The organism is Parvularcula dongshanensis (genome assembly GCF_014199615.1).
GTDB lineage: Bacteria > Pseudomonadota > Alphaproteobacteria > Caulobacterales > Parvularculaceae > Parvularcula > Parvularcula dongshanensis.
In genome coordinates, this window is the sequence record NZ_JACHOB010000001.1 from 1,083,219 (window position 1) to 1,108,835 (window position 25,617).

Consider the following 25,617-nt stretch of genomic DNA (forward strand, 5'->3'; position numbering starts at 1 on the left):
CGAGGCGCTGTGACGAAGGGCGAGGAGACGCGGCGGCTGACGCGCCTCAGGCTCGTCCCGCGCCTTCTTCGCACCTCCGCGTTCCGTTACACGCTGATCTATACGACCTTCTTCGTCCTATCGGTCGTGGGGATCGGATACTTCGTGTACGAATCGACCATCGGGCAGACGATGGAGCGCCTGGACGAGGAGTTGTTCCGCGAGCTGAACCATCTCGCCCGCGTCAACGCCAGCGCCGGTTCGGACGGCCTCGTTGGCCTCAACCGGGTCAACAACGAGGTGAACCGCCTCAAGATCGTTCAGGACAACGCGCTCTACCTCGTCGTCTATGGCGGGCCGCCCATCCGCATCCTTTCGACCGACTTCATCAACCCGCCGCGCGAGGTCCTGAACGCGGGGCCTGAGATGTTCGAGTTCGACTACGACGCGCGGGCCGTCGTCGATGGCGTGGTGGTCACCGAGAGCCGCCCCGCCGTCGGGCGCGTCGCGACCTTTCGTTACGGCACCCCGGACGGCAAGGAGGTGCGGGCGATCATCCTCGCGGCCCGCGACATCCGTGACATCGACCAGATCCGTCAGGACGCGCGGAACACGATCCTGCGTCTGGGCAGCGTGACGCTCTTCTTGGGGCTCGTCCTCGGCTCGATCTACTCCGGTGCGTTCCTCCGGCGCGTCGATGCGATCGGCCGTACCGTCCGCGCGATCAGGGACGGCGACCTCAGCCGACGCGTCGCGCTGACGGGCTCGGACGACGAGTTCGATACCCTCTCGACCAACATCAACGGCATGCTCGATCAGATCGAGCGCCTGATGACCGGCATGCGGCAGGTCTCGGACAACATCGCCCACGACCTTCGCAGTCCGCTGACCCGCATCAAGGCCCGCCTCGAGACGGCGATGGGCGATCCGCAGGCGGACAAGGACGAGGTGATCGAGCGGACGACCATGGACGTCGAGCGGCTGCTCGCCACGTTCAACGCGCTTCTCTCTATCACCAGGATCGAGTCCGGGGAGGGCGGGGGCTCCAAAGTGCCCGTCGACGTCGCGGCGGTCGCCGAGGAGATGCTCGAACTCTACGAGCCAGCCGCCGACGAGGCGGGCTTCGCCCTTCACGGCCACGTAGAGCGTGTGCCGGACGTACTCGGCAACCGGGAGCTCATCAGTCAGCTGATCGCCAACCTTCTCGACAACGCTCTCAAATACGGGCGCCGACCGACCGAGACGCATCCTGCGATCGAGCTGACCGTCGTGCCGCGGCCGAGCGGGGGCGTGCTCCTGTCCGTCATGGACAACGGCCCCGGTGTCTCCGAAGGGGATCGGGAACGGATCCTCCAGCGCTTCGTCCGTCTGGAGCGGAGCCGTTCGACGAGCGGAAACGGCCTCGGCCTCTCGCTGGTCGCCGCGATCGCGCGGCGCCACAACGCGCAGCTGACGATCGGGCGGGGTCTGCCACACGATCCGGACGCGCGGGGGCTCGTACCGCCCACGGCCTACGGCCTCGGCGTGCGGATCGCCTTCCCGCCGGCGCCGGAGAAGCCGAAGCCGTCCAAACCGGCCTCCCATGGCGCTCTGAGCGAAGCGAAGGCCTGAAACGGCTCTGCGAAGCGGGTTTGGTGAATAGGCGTTTGCAAATTCTTCAGACTCACTGCTCCATTCCGGGACGCGGCATCCGCCCCCAACAGGAGAGAGTCCATGAGCAAGGCCCAGTTCGTCGAGAACGTCGCGAAGTCCGGCAACATGACCAACGCCGAAGCCAAACGCATGGTCGAACTCGTCTTCGGCGAGATCGAGAAAGGTCTCAAGAAGTCGAAGAAGGAAGGCAAGTACACCATCGGCACCTTCGGGACCTTCACGATCACCAAGCGCGCCGCCCGCAAGGGCCGGAACCCGCAGACCGGCGAAGAGATCAAGATCAAGGCGTCGAAGTCCCTGCGCTTCAAGCCGTCCTCGAACCTGAAGGCCGCTGCCGGCATCAGCTGAGCGAGGCTCGCAAAGCCCGCCTAAGCGGGCTAACGCCGAACGCATGACGAGCTTCGGCGAAGCGCTCTCGCGCCAGATCGACCAAAGGGGACGAGCCGAAGCGCTCGTCCGCCTGGGCGCATGTTCGGACGGGCCGAAGGTTGGGCAAGCCGGCAGCCAGCTTCGGTCCTTCCTGAGCGGCGTCGCCGAGGCGGCACCTTACCTCGCGCGCCTGATGGAACGGCACGACGTCGATGCCGTTCTGGAACGCCCCGAAGACGACGCGCTCGGCACTCGCTTCCTGTCGGACATAGACGCCGGTGACGCGGCTCGTGACCTTCGCCGCGCGAAGGAACAGGCGCACCTCGCACTAGCGCTTGGAGACCTTTCGGGTCTTTGGTCCATGTCGAAGGTCACCGCGGACCTCTCGGACTTCGCCGACGCCGCGGTCGAGGCGGCGCTCCGCTCGGCCTCGACCGAAGTCCCGGGCGATGCACAGGGCGGTTCCGTCAGCGGTATCACGCTGATCGCGATGGGAAAGCTCGGCGCGCGGGAACTCAACTACTCCTCCGACATCGATCTCATCGCCGTCTTCGACGCCGAGCGCATGGACGTACCCGCCGCGAGCCGCCTCGGCGCAAAGGGCGTCGCGGTCCGCATCGTCCAGCGTTTGGCCTCGATCCTCAGCGACCGGACGGCCGACGGCTACGTCTTCCGGACCGATTTCCGCCTTCGTCCCGACCCGTCCTCGACGTCGGTCGCCGTGAGCCTCGCTCAGGCCGAGCGGTACTACGAGCAGTACGGTCAGAACTGGGAGCGGGCGGCGCATATCAAGGCGCGCGCCTGCGCAGGGGATAGGGACGTCGGCGACGCCTACCTCGCCATGATCCGGCCCTTCGTCTGGCGCCGCACGCTCGACTACTGGGCCTTGTCGGACGTCCGCGCGATCAAGGCGCAGATCCACGCAAAGGTCGGCAACCCCGACATCCGCGTGCCCGGCGGCGACGTGAAGCTCGGCCCCGGCGGCATCCGCGAAGTCGAGTTCTTCGCCCAGACCCAGCAGCTCATCCTCGGCGGCCGCGATCCGTCCCTACGGGTCCGCGGTACCCTGGACGCGCTGCGGGCGTTGAGCGCGGCGGGACACGTCGCGCCCGACGTCGCGGCGAACCTCGCCACGGACTACACGACGCTGCGCGACGTCGAGCACCGCATCCAGATGCGGCAGGACGAGGCGAGCCAAACCCTGCCCGCCGAAGAAGCGCATAGGCGACCGGTGGCGACCCTCTTCGGTGAGGAGGACCTCGCGGCCTTCGACGCCGGCATCGCGGCCACGCTCCACCGCATTCACGACACCTATGCCGATCTCTTCGAGGTCCCTGGCGCCGAGCAAGTCGCGCCGGGCAGCCTCGTCTTCACCGGGGTGGACGACGATCCTCGAACCGTTGGTACGCTGAACGGAATGGGGTTCTCCGATGCCGGTGCGATCATCGGGGCCGTCCGAGGGTGGCACCAAGGAACGCTCGCGGCGACGCGATCGGTCAGAGCGCGCGAGCTTCTGACCGCCCTCGTGCCGCACATCCTCGCCGCCGCCGCGCGGACCGACGATCCCGATACGGCCTTCGCACGGATGAGCCAGCTCTTGGCAGGCCTGCCCTCGGGCGTTCAGCTGTTCTCCCTGTTCACCGCCCACCCCGAAGCGCTAGAGGACGTCGTAACCCTCTGCGCGGCTTCACCAATGCTCGCGCAGCAGCTCTCCGGGCGGCCTTCCCTGGTCGAAGCGCTGCTCGGCGACGACGAGCCGCCCGTCTTTCCGAACGAGCCGTCTTTGGAGGGCGCCATGGACGCGGCCCGGCGGGTCGTCTCCGAGGGGCGCCTCCGGCATGCGGCCGAGCTGACCTTGGGCCGGGCGGACCCGGACGCCGTCGGCGCGGCGCTCTCCGACCTCGCCGATGGGGCGGTGACCTTGCTGTCGGAGAAGGTCCGCGATGCCCTTCGGGCGTCCGGCGTCGACCTGCCCCCGTTCTGCATCCTCGCCTTCGGCCGTCTCGGCGTCCGCAGCCTGACCGTGACGTCGGACCTCGACCTCGTCTTCGTCTATGACGGGCCGCCCGAAGCGTCCGAAGCCGTCCTGAAGCGTGTCCGCCGCCTCGTGGCCGCGCTCTCCGCGCCGACCGGTCAGGGCGTCCTCTACGAGATCGACATGAAGCTGCGCCCGTCGGGCGGCGCGGGGCCTGCGGCGGTCTCCCTATCGGCCTTCAACCGCTATCACCACGAGGCGGCCTGGATGTGGGAGGCGATGGCGCTGACCAAGGCCCGGGTCATCCTGACCGAAGGCGATCTCGGTACGGAGGTCGAAGCCGTCATCGAAGACGTGCTGGCGAAGCCCCGTGACCCGGCAGAGGTCGCGGCCGCCGTCCGCGACATGCGCGGACGGCTCCTCGAGGGACAGCCGCCCAGGAGCCCACTCGACGTGAAGCGGATCGAGGGCGGGCTCACGGATACGGACTTCCTCGCGCAGTACCTTGCCCTTACCAGGCAGGTGGGCGCCGAGCGGCCGCCCCGCGCCACCCGTGCGGCGCTCGCCTACCATGCCGACGCCGGTGCGCTCTCCGCCGATCTCGCCGCGCAGGTTGGCCGGGCGCACAGCCTCTTCGAGGCCGTGGCCCAGTACAGCCGCGCCACCTTCGGCGCCGTTCCGCCCGCGGCGCTGACCGCACCGCAAGAGCGCCGCCTACGACAACTGCCCGGGATCGACGGGTCTGTCCTCGAAGAGGTCGAGGCGGCGGCGGCGGCGGTGCGAGCCGCCTTGGACGTCGTCCTTCCGTCCTAGCTCGCCGCGTAGGCGCGAGGCTTCTCGTTGTGGGCTGCGGACCCGTTCCGCGCGTCCGGCGTCTTCGTCATCACGTGGGTGCTGCCGCCTTTGAGGATCGAGGGCAGGCGCACAGGCGCGCCGGGGCGGCGGGGCAGGACGAAGGAGACGACGGTGCCGCGCCCGACCTCGGAGGCGATGGCGAGAATGCCCGACTGGGCTTCGATCAGGGACTTCGACAGCGCGAGGCCGAGGCCTGAACCGCGCCGCTTGGTCGCGAAATGGTCCTCGAGAAGTTCGAAGGGGGCGCCGAGCCGCTCGATCTGGGTCGGGGGGATGCCGACGCCCGTGTCGGCGATCATCACCGTGACGGTGTCGAGATCGATCTTGGTCATCACCGTGACCGAGCCGCCCTGCGGTGTGAACTTCTCTGCGTTGGAGAGGAGGTTGATCAGCACCTGCTTGATCGCGCGGCTGTCGCCCCAGACGCTGGGGACGGGATCGGTCGCGAAGGCGCGAAGGTGAATGTCGGCTGCGCGTGCCTGCGGTTCGATCAAGCGGAGCGCCTCGTGCAGGAGCCGCTCGAGGTCGATCTGGGTGAAGTTGAGTTCGAGCTTGCCGGCCTCGATCTTCGAGAGGTCCAAGATGTCGTCGATCAGGGCGAGGAGGTGACGGCCCGACTTGTTCACCTCGCGGACGTAGTCGTCATACTTGTCGTGCCCAAGCGGACCGTAGAACTCCGCTTCCATCATCTCCGAGAAGCCGATGATCGCGTTTAGCGGCGTGCGAAGCTCGTGGCTCATATTCGCGAGGAACTCGGACTTCGACCGGTTCGCCTCTTCGGCGCGGGCCTTCTCGAGCTGATAGCTCTCCATCGCCTCGCTCAGCTCGCGGCGCGACTTCTTGAGGACCGCGACGGTGGCGCGGAGCTCGCGTTCGCGGATCGCCTTCGCCTCGGCATCGGCCTTCGCGTCGGTCACGTCCGTGCCGATGCAGACCCAGCCGTCGCCCAAGGTCCGGCGGCGCGTGATCCGCAAGACCCGGTCGTCGGGGAAGGTCGCCTCGGTCTGCACGGAGGCCTCGCTCGGCGGGGCGAAGTAGTCGTGCAGGTAGCGCGCGTCGATGCTGCAAACCTCCGCGAGGGCTTCGGCGTCCATGCCCTCGCGCATGTCGCCGGCCTTCACCTCGAAGATGATGCGGAACTCGTCGTTCCACGCGACCAGCCGTCCGTACGCGTCCCAGAGGAGGAAGGCCTGCGGGATCGCTTCGAGCGTCTCGCGCAGCCGCTGGATCAGCTGCGAGGAGCGGCCGTCGTCGAGGCCGCGTTCGGACACGGGGACGACGATGCCTTCGGTCACTTCGGGGGTGCGGGTGAGCACGCTCATGTAAACATATTGCCAGTCGCCCGAGCCGTACCGCACGCGGCAGCGCAGGTCGTTCAGCTCCTCGGAGCCCGAGGTCAACAACAGCGCGCGAGAGGAATCGCGCTCGTGGAAGGCCTCGCGAACGTCCGACTTCCGTACCCGAACGTCCGCCCGCGGACCGCCGAGCTTGGCGATGAGGGCGCCAGGCAGCTCGATCGATTCGCCGTCGGCCCGCCAGATACCGCACCCCGCGCGCTCGGGTCCCATCAAACGCTTCAACAGCAGCGCCTTCTCGCGTGCGTCGCGCGTGGCTTGTTCCGCGTAACCGCGGAGCGCCGCGAGGAGGGCGCCGGTGAGGAGCGTGAGAGCGAGCGCCGCCAGGGCATGCGGGAGCCAGACGGGCGGGAAGGCCGCCGGTCCGCCCGGGCGGAGCACGACCACTTCCTGGCCGCCGGCGACGGGCCGCCGAGCGACGCGAACCCGCTCATCGCCGACGCGCGCCCATCCCTCGATCCGCGTCAGGCCCGAAGGGTCGACATCGAACCGGGCCGGCGTGCCGCCGAAGAGAAGCGGCCGCCCTTCGTCGTCGAGGAGAAAGGCCATGCCGCCCGGCCCCGCCGCGGTGGAGAGCATGGCCTTCGCGGTCCGAGGCGGCGCGGCCCCAGGGGTGATCGGCGGGGCGGCCGCCAGCCGGTCAGCCGCCTCGACGGCCGCGAGTTGCACGTCCGCCAAGGGCGCACTGCGCGCCGCGCGCGTGTCGATCACCGCCCGCATGGTGAGCACACCGAGGCAGACGCCCAGGACAAGCAGAGTCAGCGCCGTGACGCGACGCGGCGTGGGCAGGACCCGTTCGCCTGGCTGTCGTCGCGCGTCTGGCTTCCCCATCCCTCGTTCCGTGCTTTGGCCCACACGGAATCATACGCTGCTTCGCGCACTTGTCACGACGCGTTCTGACCTATTCGTCAGGAAACGAGGCGCTGCGCCGTCTCGTAGAGGTTGTCGGAGAGGCCCTTGCGCTCCGCGAGCGACCGCAGCTTCTTCTCGATCAAATCGCGCCGCAGCGGTTCCAGCCTGCGCCAGGACTCCGTCGCCGTCAGGAGCCGGGAGGCGACCTGCGGATTCCTGCCGTCGAGTTCGGACACGAAGTCGAAGAAGAAGTCGTACCCGCTGCCGTCCGCGGCGTGGAAGGTCGGCAGGTTCTCCATCGCGAAGACGCCGATCAGCGCACGAACCTTGTTCGGGTTGCCCTTGTCGAACGCAGGGTGCTCCGTAAGCGCTCGAACCTCTTCGAGCGCCCCTGGCCCCGTATAGGCCGCCTGCCAGGCGAACCACTTGTTGAGGACCAGAGCGTCGTCCTTCCAGCGATCGTAGAAACGGGCCAGCGCCGCTTCGCGCTCGGCCACGGGCGCGTGGGCGAGGGCGGCGGTCGCGGCCGCCTCGTCCGTCATGTTGTCGGCTTCTTCGGCCTGGCGCAGGGCCCGGCGTGCCGGCGCCTCGTCCGCGTCGGCCAGAAGGAGACGCAGCGCCTCATTGCGCAGCGCCCGGCGCCCGGCCTGCAGCGCGCCCGGGTCGTAGGGCTCGTCCGACGCGAGGCCGTCATGCAGGCTTTCCAGCACCGGGCGGCAGTACGACAGCACCCGCGAGCGCAGCACCTCGCGGCCGAGTTGAAGCTTTTCGGGATCGATGACGCGCGAGGCGCGCGCCAAGTCCGTGAGTGACGGCAGACGCAGCACTTCGGCCCGGAAGGCAGGTGCGAAGGCCTCGTTCTCGACGCTCTTGGCGATCGCCGCCCCTAGCTCGTCGGCGACGAGTTCGGGGGATTCGAGGTCACCGAGGCCGCCGAGCGACAAGGCGGCGTCGACGGCGAGGGCGTAGCCTGCCTGCCAGCGCGAGAACGGATCGGTGTCCGCCCGCGCGAGCTTCAGCCGTTCGTCGACGCTGAGGTTCCGCTCGACGCGAACCGGTGCCGAGAACCCGCGCAGGACCGAGGCGACGGCACCCGGGGTCACGCCTTCGGTAACGACGTTGGCGTGGCCCTCGACCTCGACGAGGCGCTCCGAGGCGGCTTCGCCGTCCTCGTCGATGAGCGCCAGCCGGACCGGCACGGGACGGTTTCCGGCCTCCGCCGTGAGCGTCAGCGTATGGGTCACGCCGTTGCCGCTGGCCTCGCGGGACTCCTCGACGCGCAGGACCGGGGTGCCCGCCTCGGCGTACCAGGCCATGAAGCGCGAGAGGTCGCGGCCCGACGCCGCCTCGATCGCGCCGACGAAGTCCTCGACGGTGGCGGCCGTGCCGTCGTTCTTCTCGAAGTAGCGGTCGGTCCCGGCGCGGAAGGCCTCGGCCCCGACCAGCGCCTTCATCATGCGGACGAGCTCTGCGCCCTTGTCGTAGACGGTCGCGGTGTAGAAGTTGTCGATCGCGACGTAGGACGACGGCCGCACCGGGTGGGCGAGGGGGCCGGCATCCTCCGGGAACTGACGGGCCCAAAGGCGGCGGACGTCCTTGATCCGCTGGACCGCGCGGTCGCGCTGATCGGCGGAGAACTCCTGGTCGCGGAAGACGGTGAAGCCTTCCTTGAGGCAGAGCTGGAACCAGTCGCGACAGGTCACGCGGTTGCCCGACCAGTTGTGGAAGTACTCGTGCGCGACGATCGCCTCGATCGTCTCGTAGTCCATGTCGGTCGCCGTCTCAGGGCTCGCGAGCACGCAGGCGGCGTTGAAGATGTTGAGGCCTTTGTTCTCCATCGCGCCGAAGTTGAAGTGGTCGACGGCGACGATCATGAAGAGGTCGAGGTCGTACTGCCGGCCGAAGACCTCCTCGTCCCACCGCATCGCCCGCTTCAACGCGTCGAGCGCGTAGGCGCAGCGTCCGAGGTCCTTCTCGTGCACGAAGATCCGCAAGGTCACCTCGCGCCCCGACATGGTGACGAAGCGGTCATCGAGCGAGGCGAGGTCGCCGCCTACCAGAGCGAAGAGGTAGGCGGGCTTGGGGTGGGGGTCGTCCCACTCGGCGAAGTGCCGGCCGCCGGGCAGGTCGCCGCTCGCGCCCGGGTTGCCGTTCGAAAGCAGGACGGGAACGCTCTTCGGCGCCTCGATCCTGACCGAAAAGCGCGACAGCACGTCGGGGCGGTCGGGGTAGTAGGTGATGCGGCGGAAGCCTTGCGCCTCGCACTGCGTGCAGAACATGCCCGAAGAGAGGTAGAGACCGGACAGCGCTGTGTTCGCCTGCGGGTCGATGGCGACGACCGTGGTCAGGGAGAAGGCAGCGGGCACAGAAGCGATGACGAGCGTGCTGTCGCTCACCTCGTACTGGTCCGCGCCCAAGTTCCGCCCGTCGATCGCGACTTCGCGTAAGGACAGCTTCTCTCCGTCGAGAACGAGGGGAGCGTCGTCCGCCGCGCCTTCGCGGCGACGCAGGCTCAAGATCGCCGTCACGACCGTCTCGCGAGGATCGAGCGCGAAGACCAGGCGTACCGTTTCGACCTCGTAGTCGGGCGGCGCGTAGTCGGCGAGGTGCTTGACGGTCGGGGCGGCTGCGTCGGTTCTCATCATCGAGACCTAGTCTCACTCGCCGAGGTGCGTAAGCCCAAGCGCGCAGGCCTCGCGCACACTTCACCACCCTCGGCGGATCCTGCTCGCGGGTGGCCGCGGAACGGTCCCTCGGAACCGATTGGCGCCGCGAACGCGGGGCTTAGGGTCGCGGCCCCCTTTCGTCGCGCAGCATATGGGCTAGACGGGGAGCGAAAGCCGGAACACAGAAGCGTCCATGTCAGACACCGCCAAGCCCGCTCCCGCCACGCGCACGATCAAGGTCAACGGCCATGAGGTCGAGGTCGACCCCGCCCTGACCCTGCTTCAGGCCTGCGAGGCGGCGGGCGAAGAGATCCCGCGCTTCTGCTATCACGAGCGCCTGTCGGTCGCCGGCAACTGCCGCATGTGCCTGATCGAGGTGAAGGGCGGCCCGCCCAAGCCGGTCGCCTCGTGCGCGCAGAACGTGAAGGACCTGCGCCCGGGCCCGGACGGCGCGCCGCCGGAGCTCTTCACGAACACCCCCATGGTCAAGAAGGCGCGTGAGGGGGTGATGGAGTTCCTGCTCATCAACCACCCGCTCGACTGCCCGGTCTGCGACCAGGGCGGCGAGTGCGACCTTCAGGACCAGGCCATGGCCTATGGCCGCGGCGGCACGCGGTTCGAGGAGAACAAGCGCGCGGTCGAAGAGAAGTACATGGGTCCGCTGATCAAGACGATCATGACCCGCTGCATCCAGTGCACGCGCTGCGTGCGCTTCGCGACCGAGGTCGCGGGCGTGAACGACCTCGGCCTCGTCAACCGGGGCGAGAACGCCGAGATCACCACCTACCTCGAGAAGGCGGTCGACACCGAGCTCTCGGGCAACCTGATCGACATCTGCCCGGTCGGTGCGCTGACGTCGAAGCCCTACGCCTTCATGGCTCGGCCCTGGGAACTGCGGAAGACCGAGAGCATCGACGTCATGGACGCGATGGGCTCGAACATCCGCATCGACGCGAGGGGGCGCGAGGTCCTGCGCATCCTGCCGCGCGTGCATGACGGCGTGAACGAGGAGTGGCTCGCCGACAAGTCGCGGTTCATCTGGGACGGCCTCAGGAAGCGCCGCCTCGACAAGCCCTTCATCCGCGAGGGCGGCAAGCTCCGGGCGGCGACCTGGGACGAAGCCTTCGAGGTCGTGCGTGCCCGGCTCGAAGCGACGCCGAAAGAGAAGGTCGGCGCGCTCGTCGGCGACCTCGTCCCGGCCGAGGCGGTGATGGCGCTTAAGGACCTGACAGACAAGATCGGCACGCCGCACCGCGACTGTCGTCAGGACGGCTCTAGCGTCGGTGTGCTTCCGAACGGCGAGCGGGCGCCGCGCGGCGCCTACTTGATGGGTTCGACCATCGCGGGCATCGACGAGGCCGACGCGATCCTGCTCATCGGCACCAACCCGCGCCACGAAGCGCCGCTTCTCAACGCGCGCATCCGCCGCAACTGGCTGAACAAGATGGGCCTGAAGGTCGGTTTGATCGGTCAGGCGACGGACCTCACCTACGACTACGAGCATCTAGGCGCAGGCACGGACAGCCTGACCGCGCTGCACGAGGGTAAGATCGGCTTCCTCGACGTCCTGAAGGACGCGAAGCGGCCGCTCGTTCTCATCGGCAGCGGCGCCCTCGTGCGAGGGGATGCGCACGGCGTCATGAGCGCGGCGCTCAAGCTCGCCGAGGCGGTCGGCGCGACCGGCACTGACGGCTGGAACGGCTTCGGCGTCCTGCAGACGGCCGCAGCGCGCGCAGGCGCGCTCGACCTCGGCTTCCTGCCGAGCGCAGGCGGCCGCGACTTCGCCGGTATCCTGGACGGGGCCCGCTCGGGCGAGATCGAAGTCGTCTACAACCTCGGCGCCGACGAGTGCGACGTGGAAGCGCTGCGCGACGCTTTCGTCATCTACCAAGGCAGCCACGGCGACAGGGGCGCCAGCGTCGCGGACGTCGTCTTCCCCGCCGCCTCCTACGCCGAGCAGTCGGGCCTCTACGTCAACCTCGAGGGCCGCGTGCAGCAGGCTATCCGTGCCTACTTCCCCTTCGGAGAGGCGCGCGAGGACTGGGCGATCATCCGGGCGCTCTCCGGGCGCCTGGGCGAAGCTTTGCCCTATGACGACCTCTTCGCTCTGCGTCAGCGGATGATCGAGGAGAACGAAGTCTTCGCGACCCTCGACCTCGCCGAGCCGGGGGCGGCCCCGTCCGCCTCGCTCTTCGACGGGGCGGGGGCGCTTTCCGGCGACGGCTTCTCTTTACCGATCGGGGATTACTACCTGACCAATCCGATCGCACGGGCATCGGCCATCATGGCCGAGTGCTCGACGACGTTCGCGAAGCCGAAGGCGCTCGCGGCCGAGTAGAAGCGGGCGCGTCCCGCTCGCGCGGGACGTGCCGGCTCGCGCGGGTGTGAGGCGTCGAAATCGCAATTTCCGTTAACGTTTCCGCCAGTTCGCTTTTGCCGGAGTCTCCGCTCCCTTAGATTCGCTTCATAGCCGTCACTGGCTACGTGGGCGGAGCGGTGCGTGGACTCTTTGAAACCTGGCGGGGCGCAGGCGCCCACCGGAGTCCTCTCCGGTGACGATGCCGCTCGGCTTCCCCACTGGACGCTAGGGGCCCTTGCCAGCGACGCCTATGCCGAGGCTCGCAATCCGTTCGCCAAGGTCAGCTACGGTTACGACAAGGCGGCCGCCACGATCTCGCGCGGCTTCTACAATGACAGCGCCAAGTGGGACGACGGAGACTACGACACCGGCACTTGGGAGAACGGGCGCTACAACCCGCAGGGCTTGGGCAGCCCTGGCTCCGTCACTTACGGTTACCTGGCGGCGGGGGAGATCACGAACGCGACCGACGGCGTCGATGACCCTTCCGAGCACAGGGCGCTGACCGCTGCCGAGATCGCGCGCGTCGAGTATGCGATCCAGCTTCTGTCGGAAGTCGCTCGGCTGACCTTCGATAGGGTGGCTGGCGCCGATGGAATTCACGTCGACAATGCGGGCGCCTCGCAGATCGACATCTTCGGACAGATCGACACGAACGGCGGCAGCACCACCACGCGCGGCTTCGACAGCGAGATCAGCGCCGCAGCCGTGAACATCGGTGTGGCCGGGCTTTCCTCGCCGGACACCTACGCCTTTACGACGGCCATGCACGAACTCGGTCACGCGATCGGCCTTCTGCACCCAAGCGACTACGACGCCTCCGACGACACAGAAGCGAGCTACGCGGCTTCAGCCGACTACTTCGAGGACAGCCGCCAGTACACGCTGATGAGCTACTTCTCGGAGAGCTTCACCGGCGCCGACTTCGGCGGCCGCTGGGCGACCGGACCGATGCTGCACGACGTCGCGGCGCTGCAACGCCTCTACGGCGTCAACACCGAGACCCGGGCGGACGGCACGATCTACGGCTTCGGCTCGAACACGAACGATGAGGGCTGGACGCTGAGCGGCCCCGGCGACGCGATGATCGGCGCCATATGGGACGCGGGCGGCGTCGATGTGATCGACGCATCCGACTATGCGAACGACCAGGTAATCGACCTTCGGCCCGAAGCGTTCAGCAGCCTCGGGGGCCTGACCTACAACCTCGCCATCGCGAACGGCGTCATGATCGAGGACGCGATCGGCGGCGCGGGCGACGACCTCCTGATCGGGAACAGCGCCGACCCCGGCTTCGTCGATGCGATGTGGTTGGGGGACGATGGCGAGCCGATCGCGGGAGCGGTCGTCGGCCACAGCGGTTCGAACCTTCTCGACGGCGGCCTCGGGAACGACACCGTCTCCTACGCAGCCGCCCGCGGCGCGGTCGCGATAGACCTTTCCGATCCCGGCGGGGTGTTCGACCTCGGCACCGAAGGCGTCGACACGCTCCGCAGCATCGAGAACCTGATCGGCAGCCGCTTCGGAGACAGGCTCTTCGGCGACGCCGGGAACAACCGGCTAGAGGGTGGCGGCGGCGCGGACGTCCTGGCCGGGAACGGCGGCTACGACACGCTGATCGGCGGGAACGGCGCCGATACGGTGGACTTGTCGGCCTACATGTTCGGTGTGCACGTCGACCTCGCCGGCAACCTTCTCCTCGATCCTGCCGGGGCGTCCCTGAGCGAGCTCGAGAGCATCGAAAGCGCTGTCGGCACCGCGTTCGGTGACCTCATCGAAGGCGGGGAGGGCAGGAACGTCCTCGAAGGCGGCGCCGGGGACGACGTGCTGATCGGCATGGCGGGCGCCGACGTCCTGTTCGGCGGGGACGGCGACGACGTTATCTGGGGCGATCAGCCGGACGGTGCCGCGTGAGGTTGGAGCGCGGCTGAAAACCGCGCCCGGAGAGACTTTGCGGACGCCGCGGCATCCGCTAGGGGCGCGCGCATGGACATCTTCCAAGGCCTCGTCGTCCGCGACTGGACGAACCCCTTCGCCGGCACGCTGACGACCCTGTTCCAGATCCTGGCGCTGGTCGTCGTGATCCTGGTCGCGCTCGCCTTCCTGCTGCTCTTCGACCGCAAGGTCTGGGGCGCGGTGCAGATGCGCAAAGGGCCGAACGTGGTCGGACCCTTCGGCATGCTTCAGTCCTTCGCGGACTTCTTCAAGTTCGTGCTGAAGGAGGTCGTGATCCCGGCGGGGGCGGACAAGACGGTCTTCCTGATCGCGCCCCTGATCACCTTCATGCTGGCCACGATCTCCTGGGCCGTAATTCCGGTCGGGGCGGGGCTCGTCGTCTCGAACATCAACGTCGGCATCCTGTACCTGTTCGCCGTGTCGTCCTTGGGCGTCTACGGCATCATCATGGGCGGCTGGGCGTCCAACTCGAAGTACCCGTTCCTCGGCTCGCTTCGCTCCGCCGCGCAGATGGTGAGCTACGAGGTCTCTCTCGGCTTCATCATCATCTCGGTGCTGCTGCTCGTAGGCAGCATGAACCTCTCGGACATCGTCAACTCGCAGAACCGCGGGCTCGGCATCCTGAACTGGCACTTCATCCCGCTCTTCCCGCTCTTCGTGATGTTCTTCATCTCGGCCCTCGCCGAGACGAACCGCCCGCCCTTCGACCTGCCCGAGGCCGAATCGGAACTCGTCGCGGGCTATCAGGTCGAGTACGGCTCCACGCCGTACCTCCTCTTCATGATCGGCGAGTACATGAACATCGTGCTGATGTGCGCGATGACGTCGATCCTGTTCCTGGGCGGCTGGCACTCGCCCTTCGGGAACTTCCTCGGGCTCGAAGCGCTCGGGCCCCTCTGGCTCGCGCTCAAGATTGTCTTCATCTTCTTCCTGTTCGCGATGGTGAAGGCCATCGTGCCCCGGTACCGCTACGACCAGCTGATGCGCATCGGCTGGAAGATCTTCCTGCCGACCTCGGTCGCCTACCTCGTGATCGTCGCCGGTCTGATGCTGCTGTTCCCGGCCTTTGCGGACTGGTTCCACTCTTGGAGGGTTTCGTAATGGCCCGCATCGCGCAGGCGCTCAAAGGCGCTATGATGACCGACTTCCTGTCGGCCTTCGGCCTCGCGCTGAAGTACTACGTCCGCCCCAAGGCGACCGTGAACTACCCCTTCGAGCGCGGGCCTCAATCCCCGCGCTTCCGGGGCGAGCACGCGCTGCGTCGTTACCCCAATGGGGAAGAGCGCTGCATCGCTTGCAAGCTCTGCGAGGCTGTCTGTCCGGCCCAAGCGATCACGATCGAAGCCGAGCCCCGCAAGGACGGCTCGCGCCGCACGACGCGCTACGACATCGACATGACGAAGTGCATCTACTGCGGCTTCTGCCAAGAGGCGTGCCCGGTCGACGCCATCGTCGAGGGGCCGAACCTCGAGTTCACGACCGAGACCCGCGAAGAGCTCTTCTACGACAAGGAGAAGCTGCTCTCGAACGGCGACCGCTGGGAGCGTCTGATCGCGCGCAACCTCGAGCTCGACGCCCCCTACCGCTAAGCGAGTGGGCGCGGCACGGCGCCCCCTCGCGGATCGGATCGGCTTCGCTTAGTTTGATGCCGTGATCCGGCTTCTCTTTCTACTTTGCCTCTTCTGGGCAGCCCCTGCCGCCGCGCAGGTCGGCGCGCCCGTCGAGACTGGCCATGCGACGACGCGGTTGATCGCGGCACGGCAGGGCGGGGCGCCTGGCGAGACGATCGACCTCGCCGTCTACCAAAGGCTCGATCCCGGCTGGCACGTCTACTGGCAGAACCCGGGCGATTCAGGGCTGCCCCTCTCGCTCGACTGGTCGCTGCCCGACGGCTTCGAGGCGAGCGAGCCTCTCTACCCCCTACCGCACCGCCTGTCCCTCGGTACGCTCGTGAACTACGGGCATGAAGACGAAGCCGTGTTCGTCGTTCCGTTGAGCCTGGCCGAGGACGCAGAGCCCGGCCGGACGGTGCCGCTGTCCGTCGAGGCAAGCTGGCTCATTTGTAGCGACATCTGCATTCCGGAAAGCGCGACGCTGACGCTCGACCTGCCGATCACGGACGCCCCCGCGCCGCCCGAGCGCCGCTATGGCGGGCTGATCGAGGAGGCGAGGGCGGTCCATAGGCCTGCAGGGAGCATCGCTGCCCGCTACGCAGACGACGGGACGGGGCCTGTCCTCATCCTGCCTCCGGACCTCGAAGCGCCCGAGTTCTTTCCCTACGAAGCGAACCTCGTCGAGCCGGCCGGGCGCCACGAGGTGACCGACGGGGACGGCGAGACGCGTATCGCGCTCGACCCTGGCTTCGCCTACCTCGACGCGCCGCCTGAGAGCCTCGACGGCCTCCTCGTCACCGGTTCCGACGATCGCCGGGTCGGCACGCCGATCTCGGCCGCCCGAACCGGGGAGGCCCTTTCCGTCGCTCCTCCGGCTTTAACGAGCGACGTGTCCGCCCGGCGGGGCCGGACGCCCGGGCTGGGAGCGATCCTGATGCTCGCCTTTCTGGGCGGCTTGGTCCTCAACGTCATGCCGTGCGTCTTCCCCATCGTCTTCCTGAAGGCCTCGCAGCTCGCCCGCGCGGCGCAGGCCGACCGGACTGCGTTGCGGCGGGAGGCGGGGCTCTACACCGCTGGCGTGCTCGTAAGCTTCGCGGTCATGGCTGGTCTCCTCTTCGCGCTCCGCGCGGGCGGCGCGGCGGTCGGCTGGGGTTTCCATCTACAGAACCCCGTCGTGATCGGGCTCTTCGCGGTCCTGATCTTCCTCATCGGCCTCAACCTTCTCGGCGCCTTCGAAGTCGGCACGAGCGTTCAGGGACGAGGCCAAAGCCTGGCGGAGCGAGGCGGGGATCTCGGAGCCTTCTTCACCGGCGTCCTCGCCGTCCTCGTCGCGGCGCCCTGCATCGGACCGTTCCTCGGCGTGCCGGTCGGCGTCGCCCTTACGCAGCCTGCCGCCCTCGGCGTCAGCGTGTTCCTCGCGATCGGCCTCGGTCTCGCGCTTCCCTACCTTCTGATCTCGCTCCTGCCGGGGCTCGCTCGGTCGTTGCCGCGGCCGGGGCCTTGGATGACGACCCTTCGGCAGCTCTTCGCCTTTGCCATGTTCGCGACGCTCGTCTGGCTGGCCTGGGTGCTGAGCGTGCAGGCGGGGCCGAACGGCGTGCTGACGCTCGGCATCGCGCTCGTCCTCGCGGGCCTTGCGGGCTGGGCCTTCGGCCGGGGGCAGGCGGTGGGCGGGCGCGCCTTCAGGATCGTGGCGGCGGCGGCTCTTCTCCTGGCGATCGTTCCGATCGTCCGCCTGAGCGCTGCGGACGCCGCACCGCGTTCTTCGGAGGCGGGATCGGTCCTTGACGCCGCTCCTTACGACGAGGCCGTCTTGTCGAGCCTGCGCGAGCGAGGGACGCCGGTCTTCGTCGACTTCACGGCGGCATGGTGCGTCACCTGCCAGGTCAACAAGCAGACGGTCCTGAACCGCGACGCCGTCGTCGCGGCGTTCGAGGCGAGCGGCACACGCTACATGGTCGCCGACTGGACGGTGCCCGACCCCGTCATCACCGCCGCGCTCGAACGGCAGGGCCGAAGCGGTGTCCCGCTCTATCTCTACTACGCACCCGGTGCCGACGCGCCGCGGATCCTGCCGCAGATGCTGTCCGTGAACGGCGTGGTCGCGGTCCTCGAAGGGAGAGAGTCATGAAACGCATCGCCGCAACCCTGAGCGCCGCTAGCCTCTTAGCGGGCGCCGCCACGGCCGCGCCGCGGGTCGGCCAGCCCGCGCCGGACTTCTCGGCCCGCACGGCCGAGGGGCAGACCGTCTCGCTGTCCGACTACGAGGGCAAGAAGGTCGTCCTCGAGTGGACCAACAACGAATGCCCCTTCGTCAAGAAGCACTACGACAGCGGCAACATGCAGGCTCTTCAACGCCGGGCGACGGCGGACGGGACGGTCTGGCTGTCTGTCATCTCGTCCGCGCCGGGCAAGCAGGGACACGTCAGCGGCGACCGCGCGACCGAGCTGTCCGCCGAGCGCAAGGCCGCGCCGACGGCGATCCTCCTCGACGAGGACGGCGAGGTCGGACAGCTCTACGCCGCGAAGACCACGCCCCACATGTTCGTCATCGATGAGACGGGCACGCTGCGCTACGCAGGTGCCATCGACACGATCCCTTCGGCGGACATCGACGACATCCCCCGCGCCGAGAACTACGTCAGCGCCGCCCTCGCCAGCCTGCGCAACGATCAGCGCGTGGTGACGACGCAAACCCAACCTTACGGCTGCTCGGTAAAGTACTGAGGCACTGAGGCTACCGGTTACGCCCGCGCGCAGCCTTTGTTACAGCCCGCTCGCCCCGCCAGGCGGGCTTCTTTGAATGAGTGAGACCATGACCAGCCGGACCGACCTTTCCGAGTGGCAGACCCTACAAACCCTGGCCGGCACCGACGGGCAGCGCCACATGCGCGACCTCTTCGGCAGGGACGAAGGCCGGTTCGAGCGGTACTCGGGCGAGGCGGCCAGCGTGTTCGTCGACTACTCCAAGACACGCATCACCGATGACGTTCTGGACGCTCTGCTGGCGCTGTCGAAGGCATGCGGCGTGACCGAGCGGCGCGACGCGATGTTCGCGGGAGAGCCGATCAACGAGACCGAGGGGCGCGCCGTCCTTCACGCAGCGTTGCGTGGCGGCGATCGCAAGTTCGCCGTCGGCGGCGAGGACGTCACGGGCGAGGTGAAGGCCGTTCTGTCGCAGATGGAAGCCTTCTGCGCGAAGGTGCATACGGACGAGCATCTCGGCTACACCGGCAAGCCGCTAAAGACCGTCGTGAACATTGGCATCGGCGGCTCGGACCTCGGCCCCGTCATGGTGACCGAGGCGCTGAAGCCCTACGCGATCCCGGGGCGGTCGGTACACTTCGTGTCCAACGTGGACGGTACGCACCTCGCCGAGACGCTGAAGGTCATGGACCCCGAGACGACGCTCTTCGTCATCGCGTCGAAGACCTTCACGACGCAGGAGACGATGACCAACGCGCAGTCCGCACGGGACTGGTTCTTGTCCAAGGGCGCGGGCGAAGCGGACGTCGCCAAGCACTTCGTCGCGCTCTCGACGAATGAGGACGCGGTCAAAGGCTTCGGCATCGAGCCTTCGAACATGTTCCGCTTCTGGGACTGGGTCGGCGGGCGCTACTCGCTCTGGTCGGCGATCGGCCTGCCCATCGCGCTTCAGATCGGCTGGAAGAACTTCCGCGCGCTCCTGGACGGCGCGGCGGCGATGGACGATCACTTCCGTGGCGCACCGGACAGAGAGAACCTGCCGCTGCTCCTGGGCTTGATCGGCGTCTGGCACCGAAGCTTCCTCGGCATGCACGCCCATGCGGTCCTACCCTACGATCAGTACCTGCACAGGCTGCCCGCCTACCTTCAGCAGGCGGACATGGAGTCGAACGGCAAGTCCGTGACGCTGTCCGGCGAGAAGGTGGCTTACGACACGGGGCCCATCCTCTTCGGCGAGGCGGGGACGAACGGTCAGCACGCCTTCTACCAGCTGATCCACCAGGGCACGGACGTCATTCCATGCGACTTCATCGCCCCGGCGCACTCCCACAACGAGCTCGGCGATCACCACCCGAAGTTGCTCGCGAACTTCCTCGCCCAGCCCGAGGCCCTGATGCAGGGCCGCACGGCGGAGGAGGCGAAAGCGGAACTGATCGCGGGGGGCGCGTCGGAGGAAGAGGCCGAACGCCTCGCGCCGCACAAGGCGTTTCCGGGTAACCGGCCGACCGTCAGCATGCTGGTCGAGAAGGTCACGCCGATGACGCTCGGTGCGCTGATCGCGCTCTACGAGCACGTGATCTTCGTTCAGGGCGCGGTCTGGGACGTGAACTCCTACGACCAGTGGGGCGTCGAGCTCGGCAAGGTGCTCGCCAAGGCGATCCTGCCCGAACTGCAGGGCGGCGAGGCGGGGACGCACGATGCGTCCACCGCCGGTTTGATCGCGCGGATCAACGGACTCCGCGGCTAGCGGATCACTCGCATCACGACCTGCGCGTTGTGCAGGTCCGTGGTCCCATGGCTGAGCTGCGTCTCGACGTCCTGATCGGTGACGGGCCGCATGGCGTAGCGCACCCCGACCTCGAGCGTCTGGCCGTTCCAGCTGAACGGGAGCTCCGACAGCTTGGCGGTCAGGCGCCGCATCTTGCGGTCGGCGCCGTCCTGGTCGGCAAAGGCGAGGAGCAGTGCGAACTCGTCCCCGCCCAGTCGGCCCGCCGCGTCCGTGGAACGGATTTGCGTCAGGATCGTCTCGCCGAGATGGGCGAGCACCGCGTCGCAGGCCGCGTGTCCGTGACGGGCAGCGATCGCGTCTAGGCCTTCGACGTCCAAGGTCACCAGCATGGCGGAGCTGCCGTGCCGACGCTTGGCCGCGATGGTCCGTGTCATCTCCCTCGCGAAGGCCCGGCGGTTCAGGACGCCGGTCAACGCGTCGCGGTCGGCGAGCCTGTTCAGCTCTTCGATCCGCCGCTCGGCCCGTGCGAGTTCGTCCTTCAGGAGGGCGATCTCCAACTCCATCTCATCGAATCGACGCATGCCGCTCCCCACATCGGCAAGGGTCAGAATTGTCCGGTCTACATCGCTCATATCGACTGCCCTTCGGTCTGCCCCGCAAGCAGACGCTATGAGGAGGCGGGCTGAGGAAGCGTGAAACCCTTCGTTCAGTTTCGATGAGATTGCGCGCGATAGCGGACACGCACGCAAAAGCTGTAGGGCATCCTGTGCCGCTTTCTTGCCGCCGGGCGGCCTTGCCGTTACACGCTCCGGCTTCGGGGCAGGGCCTTTCGGTGGGCAAGAGGAACGGACATGGCGGCGGGTGAGGCGGCGGTCGCGATCATCATGGGGTCGGTGTCGGACTGGCCGACCATGCGGCACGCGGCGGAGATTCTCGACGCACTCGGCGTGACGCACGAGGATCTCATCGTGTCGGCGCACAGGACGCCCGACCGCCTGACGAACTTCGCGAAGTCGGCGCGCGACGACGGCTACAAGGTCGTGATCGCAGGGGCGGGGGGCGCCGCGCACCTTCCGGGCATGGTCGCCGCGATGACGCCTCTGCCCGTCCTCGGCGTGCCCGTGCAATCGCGCACGCTTTCCGGCCTCGATAGCCTGCTCTCGATCGTGCAGATGCCGGGCGGCGTACCCGTCGGCACACTGGCGATCGGCGAGGCGGGGGCCAAGAACGCGGGCCTCATGGCGGCAGGCATCCTCGCGCTGTCGGACGAAGCGCTCGCGGGCCGTCTCGACGCGTGGCGCCAAGCCCAGACCGACGCCGTCCTCGAGCAACCTCCTTACGAGCCCAGCGAATGACGCCGCTTCCTCCCGGCTCGACGATCGGCATCCTCGGCACGGGACAACTCGGCCGGATGCTGGCGGGGGCGGCCGCGCGGCTCGGCTTCGATGTCCACACTTACGGCCCGGACGGGGCGCCCCCGGCGGCCAGGGTCGCGGCGAGGCACACCGCCGCCGCATACGAAGACGAGGCGGCGCTTCGCGCGTTCGCTGCCACGGTCGATGCCGCGACCTTCGAGTTCGAGAACGTCCCCGCCGCCTCGGTCGATCTCGTCGCGGGGCTGACTCGTGCCGCGCCCGACAGCCAGGTTCTCGCCGTCTGTCAGGACCGGCTGGCGGAGAAGCGCTTCCTGTCCGGCCTCGGCATTCCCGTGGCGCCGCACGAAGCGGTCGACGATGCCGACAGCGCCGAGCGCGCTGCGATCAAGCTCGGGGGCGGCATCCTCAAGACGCGCCGCTTCGGCTATGACGGCAAGGGACAGGCTCGCATCGCGTCGGACCGCGACGCACAGGCGGCCTTCTCTGCTTGTGGAGAGAAGGCGTGCATCCTCGAGGGCCTCGTCCGCTTCGACTGCGAGGTCAGCCAAGTCGCAGCGCGCGGCACGGACGGTTCGGTTGCCTTCTACGACCTCAGCCGCAACGACCACGAAGACGGCATCCTGCGCCGTAGCACCGTGCCGGCCGGTGTCCCCGACGAGGTCGTGCAGGGCGCAAGGGATGCGACCCGCCGCGTGCTGGACGCGCTCTCCTATGTCGGCGTCCTGACGCTCGAGTTCTTCTGGTCCGAAACGGACGGCCTGATCGCCAACGAGATCGCGCCTAGGGTCCACAATTCGGGCCACTGGACCCACGAAGCCTGCTTGGTAAGCCAGTTCGAGCAGCACATCCGCGCCGTCGCGGGCTGGCCCCTAGGCGATCCTGCCCGCCACTCGGACGCTGTCATGGAGAACCTGATCGGTGCCGAGGCGGAAGACTGGTCGGCGTTGGCGGGCGAGGCAGGCGCCGCGCTCACCCTCTACGGCAAGGTCGGTGCGCGCCCCGGCCGCAAGATGGGTCACGTCAGCCGGATCTTTCCCCGCCGCCCACGCCGAGGCCTGAACGCCGCGCCTAAGACACCGAAGACCGCCGAGGCGGCGAGCCAGGCCAGGACGAAGCCGCCGCCGGCATAACCGAAGCCCACAGGCGTGACGGGCAAGGCGGGCTCGAACTGGTCGAGCGTGCTTTCCGTGACGTCCCGCTCCGGTGATCGGGCCAGAACGAGCGGGCGAACCCAGTCCTCCGCGGAGACCAGGCGGGCCTGGTGCGCGGACAGCCGCTCGTACCGCGCGATGTCCGCATTGATGCCGCGGCAGAAGACGCCGAGCAGCCGCGTCGCGGTCTCGCACTCTTCGAGAGCCGAGGCGCGATCGTAGCCGATCCGTACGATCTCCGCGTCGAAGCGGTCGATCACGGTGCGCAGCTCGGCGACGCGCCCTTCGAGGTTTTGCATGTATTGAAGGGTGAAGCCCGGAGCCTGGCTTGCCGCCACCGCTCCGGCCGCACCGACGACGAACGCAAGGAGCCGTCCGATCATGTTCGAGATCCTCCCTGCCGGAGGATGTGAGGGTCTGAGCCGCCCGGCAAGCCCGCTCAGTCGAGCTGAAAATCCTTGCCGATCCATGACGAGAGGAGCGTCGCCTTCTCTTCCAAGACGGCGCGGGCGTCGTCGGGCGTCCAAAGAAGCAAGCGAACCGCATCGCCGGGTCTTATCTGACCGAAGAGATGCCGGTCCGCGCGGATTACCTGCGCGATGCGGGGATAGCCGCCGGTCGTGCCTGAGTCGGGACCGAGCAGGATCGGCGCACCGCCCTCGGGGCATTGCAAGGTCCCGGGAAAGACGGGGGCGCTCGGCAACGACCCGACGGACGGAAGCGCGAGGGTGCCCCCATCGGATCGCTCCAGCCTTACGCCGGTGCGGTCGGCTGCCCGTCCCGCGCGCCAGCCCCCGCCGAACAAAAGCGCGCGGCCGGCCTCGGTCAGTAGCTCGCCCCCGGGCCCGAGGCAGGCCCGCAACGTCCAGTTCCGATCCCAAGGGGGGCGCAGGGCATCGGGCGTCGAGACGACCTCTACGCCCGATGCGCTGCCGGCCGGCAGGCGGTCTCCACTCCGCAGCGAGCGGCCCTCCAGACCACCGAGCCCGGCGGGCAGGTAGGTCGAAGCGCTGCCGAGCACGGCAGGAACGTCGATGCCGCCTTCGGCAGCGAGGTAGGTCCGGCAGCCTGCCGACGCTGGACCGAGCGCCAGCTTCGAACCCCGCTCCAAGCGGAAACCGCGATGCAGCCCGAAGCTGCGCCCATCGACTTGAACGGTGCACGGGGCGCCGGCGATCCCGACCGTCAGCGTCCTCTCCGCACGGAAGGAGCCGCCCGTCAGGGTGAGCTCGATCGCTGCCGCGTCCCAAGGGTTGCCGACCAAGCGGTTCGCGAGCGCGAGGCTGACCGGATCCGCCGCACCGCTCGCGGGCACGCCGAGGTGACGGGCGGCACGCCTTGGCCCTGCCTGCACGGTCGTCTGTAGGCCGGGGTCGAGGACAGTTAGCGCTGCGGTCATGAAGGCTCGAATCGCACGGTTGCGCCCGCTCGCAAGGCGAAGGGATCGTCAGCGCTCGAGTCGAACAACCGCCCGTCCGTCGTCCCGATCAGCGGCCAGCCGCCCGGGCCGGGCAGGGCGTAGACGCCGCTTCGTCCGCCCGCGATGCCGACGCTGCCCGCAGGCACTCTGACGCGGGGGCTGGCCAAACGCGTCACGTCGGACAGTCGCGCGTCAAGACCGTCCAAATAGGCGAAGCCCGGCGTGAAGCCGAGAAAGGCGACGGTGTAAGTCGCGGCGGCGTGTGCCTCGACGAGGTCACCTGTGGTCATGTTCGCCATTCGCGCGACCGCTCCGAGGTCCGGCCCGTCATAGCGGATGGGCAGAACGACCTCCTGGGCGACGGCACCGGGCGGCGGGGCGGGCCGGGCTAGCGCAGCCCGCAACCGGCTCGCCGCTTCGTCCGCTCCGACGCGCAGGGGATCGAAGCGAAGGGTCAGCGTGCCCGTGGTGGCGAGGACCGCTTCGGCCCAGCCCTCCGCCCGCAGAAGCTCGGCGCGCGCCTCGATCGCCAGGACCGGCTCGGCGATCGCGACGGTCAGAGCGTCGTCGCCGAACGGCGAGATCGCGTGCTCATCAGCGGGCATGGGGCGCTCCGATCTCGATCCCGTCCGCTTCGAGCGCGCTTCGTATCGCCCGCGCGGCGCCGATCGCGCCGGGTGTATCGCCGTGAAGACAGAGCGTCTCGACGCGCAGCGTCACACTGCCGCCAGGCGTATCGAGCGGCCGACCGCGCGCGAGGCTCAGAGCCTGTCGCGCCTGGGCCTTGTGATCCGTCAGCACCGCGCCGGGCCGTCCCCGCGGGGTCAGCGTCCCATCCGCCTGATAGCTGCGGTCGGCGAAGCCCTCGGCGAGGTAGGCGAGGTCTTCGGCGTGGGCGGCCGCGCGAAGCGCGCCGGTCGGGGGACCGACGAGAGCAAGGCCGTGCGAAGAGGCGATCGTCGCGAGCGTCGCTGCCACGCGCTCGTCGCGAGCGGCGACATGGTAGAGCGCGCCATGCGGTTTGAGGTGCGTCAGCGCCGTGCCGGTCGCGGCCGCGGCCTCTATCAGCGCCGTTACTTGCCCGGCGAGCGAAGCGGCGAGGGCGTCGTTTCCGATCTGCACCTCGCGGCGGCCGAACCCTTCGCGGTCGGGGTAAGAAGGGTGCGCCCCCGGCGCGACTCCGTGCGCCTTCGCGATGGCGAGGGTCCGCCGCATCGTCTCTTCGTTCCCGGCATGACCGCCGCAGGCGACGTTGCAGCTCGACAGGAGCGGCATGATCGCCGCGTCGAGTGCCGCCCCCTCTTCGCCCGGCAGCTCGCCGAGGTCGGCGTTGAGGTCGATCCTCGTCACGACGCGGCGGGGCTGTTCATCCAGCGGAAGACGGGCTTGAGCGGAAACGCCCACGCCGTGCCGGCCACGACGTAGAAGACGAGGTAGATCGCCCAGTGCGAGGGTAGATGATCGGCGATCCAAAGCACCAGCCCGACGTAAAGGATCAGTGCGGGCAGGAAGAGAAGCACACCGATCAGCTTCTTCTGACGCGGCTGCATCCTATCCTCCTAGCGGGTTGCGGCATGATCGCCTCTTCCTATGCCGTAAGCGG

At 68.4% G+C, this 25,617-nt stretch carries 20 protein-coding genes; 12 read left to right on the plus strand and 8 right to left on the minus strand.

Annotated elements, in window-relative coordinates:
- Positions 1–9 precede the first annotated feature (9 nt).
- From GGQ59_RS05270 to GGQ59_RS05280, 3 genes are all read left to right on the plus strand, one after another.
- Positions 10–1,590: an ATP-binding protein gene (locus GGQ59_RS05270; protein WP_183816475.1), complete on the plus strand. Its 1,581-nt coding sequence runs from the start codon at positions 10–12 to the stop codon at positions 1,588–1,590.
- Positions 1,591–1,692: 102 nt separating this feature from the next.
- Complete coding sequence (locus tag GGQ59_RS05275) at positions 1,693–1,980, plus strand: HU family DNA-binding protein (RefSeq protein WP_183816477.1); 288 nt, start codon at positions 1,693–1,695, stop codon at positions 1,978–1,980.
- A gap of 43 nt (positions 1,981–2,023) precedes the next feature.
- Complete coding sequence (locus GGQ59_RS05280; RefSeq protein ID WP_183816479.1) at positions 2,024–4,789, plus strand: bifunctional [glutamine synthetase] adenylyltransferase/[glutamine synthetase]-adenylyl-L-tyrosine phosphorylase; 2,766 nt, start codon at positions 2,024–2,026, stop codon at positions 4,787–4,789.
- Here the strand turns inward: GGQ59_RS05280 and GGQ59_RS05285 are convergent.
- Both GGQ59_RS05285 and pepN read right to left on the minus strand, forming a co-directional pair.
- Positions 4,786–7,017 carry a PAS domain-containing sensor histidine kinase gene (locus GGQ59_RS05285; RefSeq protein ID WP_183816481.1) on the minus strand — a complete coding sequence of 744 codons (2,232 nt, stop codon included), beginning with the start codon at positions 7,015–7,017 and terminating at the stop codon, positions 4,786–4,788. The two genes, GGQ59_RS05280 and GGQ59_RS05285, sit on opposite strands and share 4 nt — an antisense overlap.
- A 77-nt stretch (positions 7,018–7,094) precedes the next feature.
- Positions 7,095–9,680 carry an aminopeptidase N gene (gene pepN, locus GGQ59_RS05290; RefSeq protein ID WP_183816483.1) on the minus strand — a complete coding sequence of 862 codons (2,586 nt, stop codon included), beginning with the start codon at positions 9,678–9,680 and terminating at the stop codon, positions 7,095–7,097.
- Between the two features lie 217 nt (positions 9,681–9,897).
- Here pepN and nuoG point away from each other — a divergent pair, with 217 nt between their 5' ends.
- From nuoG to pgi, 7 genes are all read left to right on the plus strand, one after another.
- Complete coding sequence (gene nuoG, locus GGQ59_RS05295) at positions 9,898–12,042, plus strand: NADH-quinone oxidoreductase subunit NuoG (protein ID WP_183816485.1); 2,145 nt, start codon at positions 9,898–9,900, stop codon at positions 12,040–12,042.
- Positions 12,043–12,204: 162 nt separating this feature from the next.
- Positions 12,205–13,977, plus strand: a complete 1,773-nt coding sequence (locus tag GGQ59_RS05300) for a M10 family metallopeptidase C-terminal domain-containing protein (protein WP_183816487.1) — start codon at positions 12,205–12,207, stop codon at positions 13,975–13,977.
- A gap of 72 nt (positions 13,978–14,049) precedes the next feature.
- Positions 14,050–15,120 carry an NADH-quinone oxidoreductase subunit NuoH gene (gene nuoH / locus GGQ59_RS05305; protein WP_183816489.1) on the plus strand — a complete coding sequence of 357 codons (1,071 nt, stop codon included), beginning with the start codon at positions 14,050–14,052 and terminating at the stop codon, positions 15,118–15,120.
- Positions 15,120–15,608, plus strand: a complete 489-nt coding sequence (nuoI, locus tag GGQ59_RS05310) for an NADH-quinone oxidoreductase subunit NuoI (protein WP_183816491.1) — start codon at positions 15,120–15,122, stop codon at positions 15,606–15,608. Before nuoH ends, nuoI begins: the two co-directional genes overlap by 1 nt.
- A gap of 61 nt (positions 15,609–15,669) precedes the next feature.
- A complete protein-coding gene (locus tag GGQ59_RS05315; RefSeq protein WP_183816493.1) occupies positions 15,670–17,763 on the plus strand; it encodes a cytochrome c biogenesis protein CcdA in 2,094 nt (697 codons plus the stop codon).
- The gene (locus tag GGQ59_RS05320; RefSeq protein ID WP_183816495.1) at positions 17,760–18,359 is read left to right on the plus strand and encodes a thioredoxin family protein; all 600 of its coding nucleotides are present in this window, start codon (positions 17,760–17,762) and stop codon (positions 18,357–18,359) included. Before GGQ59_RS05315 ends, GGQ59_RS05320 begins: the two co-directional genes overlap by 4 nt.
- A gap of 88 nt (positions 18,360–18,447) precedes the next feature.
- On the plus strand, positions 18,448–20,085 hold the full coding sequence (gene pgi / locus GGQ59_RS05325; RefSeq protein WP_183816765.1) for a glucose-6-phosphate isomerase: 1,638 nt from the start codon (positions 18,448–18,450) through the stop codon (positions 20,083–20,085).
- On the opposite strand, the gene GGQ59_RS05330 is transcribed toward pgi, so the two are convergent.
- Positions 20,082–20,648, minus strand: coding sequence for a GGDEF domain-containing protein (locus GGQ59_RS05330; protein ID WP_183816497.1), 567 nt, complete (start codon positions 20,646–20,648; stop codon positions 20,082–20,084). The two genes, pgi and GGQ59_RS05330, sit on opposite strands and share 4 nt — an antisense overlap.
- A gap of 270 nt (positions 20,649–20,918) precedes the next feature.
- Here GGQ59_RS05330 and purE point away from each other — a divergent pair, with 270 nt between their 5' ends.
- On the plus strand, positions 20,919–21,422 hold the full coding sequence (purE, locus tag GGQ59_RS05335; RefSeq protein WP_183816499.1) for a 5-(carboxyamino)imidazole ribonucleotide mutase: 504 nt from the start codon (positions 20,919–20,921) through the stop codon (positions 21,420–21,422).
- Complete coding sequence (locus GGQ59_RS05340) at positions 21,419–22,573, plus strand: 5-(carboxyamino)imidazole ribonucleotide synthase (RefSeq protein WP_183816501.1); 1,155 nt, start codon at positions 21,419–21,421, stop codon at positions 22,571–22,573. Before purE ends, GGQ59_RS05340 begins: the two co-directional genes overlap by 4 nt.
- Here GGQ59_RS05340 and GGQ59_RS05345 read toward each other — a convergent pair.
- The 5 genes from GGQ59_RS05345 to GGQ59_RS05365 are packed head-to-tail and all read right to left on the minus strand — an operon-like array spanning position 22,459 to position 25,564.
- On the minus strand, positions 22,459–22,977 hold the full coding sequence (locus GGQ59_RS05345) for a DUF2937 family protein (protein ID WP_183816503.1): 519 nt from the start codon (positions 22,975–22,977) through the stop codon (positions 22,459–22,461). The genes GGQ59_RS05340 and GGQ59_RS05345 overlap by 115 nt on opposite strands.
- 56 nt (positions 22,978–23,033) lie before the next feature.
- Positions 23,034–23,993, minus strand: coding sequence for a 5-oxoprolinase subunit C family protein (locus tag GGQ59_RS05350; RefSeq protein ID WP_183816505.1), 960 nt, complete (start codon positions 23,991–23,993; stop codon positions 23,034–23,036).
- Positions 23,990–24,619 carry a 5-oxoprolinase subunit B family protein gene (locus tag GGQ59_RS05355; RefSeq protein WP_183816506.1) on the minus strand — a complete coding sequence of 210 codons (630 nt, stop codon included), beginning with the start codon at positions 24,617–24,619 and terminating at the stop codon, positions 23,990–23,992. Before GGQ59_RS05355 ends, GGQ59_RS05350 begins: the two co-directional genes overlap by 4 nt.
- On the minus strand, positions 24,609–25,364 hold the full coding sequence (gene pxpA / locus GGQ59_RS05360; protein ID WP_183816508.1) for a 5-oxoprolinase subunit PxpA: 756 nt from the start codon (positions 25,362–25,364) through the stop codon (positions 24,609–24,611). Before pxpA ends, GGQ59_RS05355 begins: the two co-directional genes overlap by 11 nt.
- Positions 25,361–25,564: a DUF2842 domain-containing protein gene (locus tag GGQ59_RS05365; protein WP_183816510.1), complete on the minus strand. Its 204-nt coding sequence runs from the start codon at positions 25,562–25,564 to the stop codon at positions 25,361–25,363. Before GGQ59_RS05365 ends, pxpA begins: the two co-directional genes overlap by 4 nt.
- Positions 25,565–25,617 lie beyond the last annotated feature (53 nt).

Excerpts from the sequence above, each read along its gene's own strand:
- GGQ59_RS05345 (WP_183816503.1), bottom strand. The coding sequence starts at position 22,977 with ATGATCGGACGGCTCCTTGCGTTCGTCGTCGGTGCGGCCGGAGCGGTG.
- GGQ59_RS05365 (WP_183816510.1), bottom strand. The coding sequence starts at position 25,564 with ATGCAGCCGCGTCAGAAGAAGCTGATCGGTGTGCTTCTCTTCCTGCCC.
- nuoH (WP_183816489.1), top strand. The coding sequence starts at position 14,050 with ATGGACATCTTCCAAGGCCTCGTCGTCCGCGACTGGACGAACCCCTTC.
- nuoG (WP_183816485.1), top strand. The coding sequence starts at position 9,898 with ATGTCAGACACCGCCAAGCCCGCTCCCGCCACGCGCACGATCAAGGTC.
- GGQ59_RS05355 (WP_183816506.1), bottom strand. The coding sequence starts at position 24,619 with ATGCCCGCTGATGAGCACGCGATCTCGCCGTTCGGCGACGACGCTCTG.
- nuoI (WP_183816491.1), top strand. The coding sequence starts at position 15,120 with ATGGCCCGCATCGCGCAGGCGCTCAAAGGCGCTATGATGACCGACTTC.
- GGQ59_RS05330 (WP_183816497.1), bottom strand. The coding sequence starts at position 20,648 with ATGCGTCGATTCGATGAGATGGAGTTGGAGATCGCCCTCCTGAAGGAC.
- GGQ59_RS05320 (WP_183816495.1), top strand. The coding sequence starts at position 17,760 with ATGAAACGCATCGCCGCAACCCTGAGCGCCGCTAGCCTCTTAGCGGGC.
- pgi (WP_183816765.1), top strand. The coding sequence starts at position 18,448 with ATGACCAGCCGGACCGACCTTTCCGAGTGGCAGACCCTACAAACCCTG.
- pepN (WP_183816483.1), bottom strand. The coding sequence starts at position 9,680 with ATGAGAACCGACGCAGCCGCCCCGACCGTCAAGCACCTCGCCGACTAC.
- GGQ59_RS05350 (WP_183816505.1), bottom strand. The coding sequence starts at position 23,993 with ATGACCGCAGCGCTAACTGTCCTCGACCCCGGCCTACAGACGACCGTG.
- GGQ59_RS05280 (WP_183816479.1), top strand. The coding sequence starts at position 2,024 with ATGACGAGCTTCGGCGAAGCGCTCTCGCGCCAGATCGACCAAAGGGGA.
- GGQ59_RS05285 (WP_183816481.1), bottom strand. The coding sequence starts at position 7,017 with ATGGGGAAGCCAGACGCGCGACGACAGCCAGGCGAACGGGTCCTGCCC.
- GGQ59_RS05340 (WP_183816501.1), top strand. The coding sequence starts at position 21,419 with ATGACGCCGCTTCCTCCCGGCTCGACGATCGGCATCCTCGGCACGGGA.
- GGQ59_RS05275 (WP_183816477.1), top strand. The coding sequence starts at position 1,693 with ATGAGCAAGGCCCAGTTCGTCGAGAACGTCGCGAAGTCCGGCAACATG.
- purE (WP_183816499.1), top strand. The coding sequence starts at position 20,919 with ATGGCGGCGGGTGAGGCGGCGGTCGCGATCATCATGGGGTCGGTGTCG.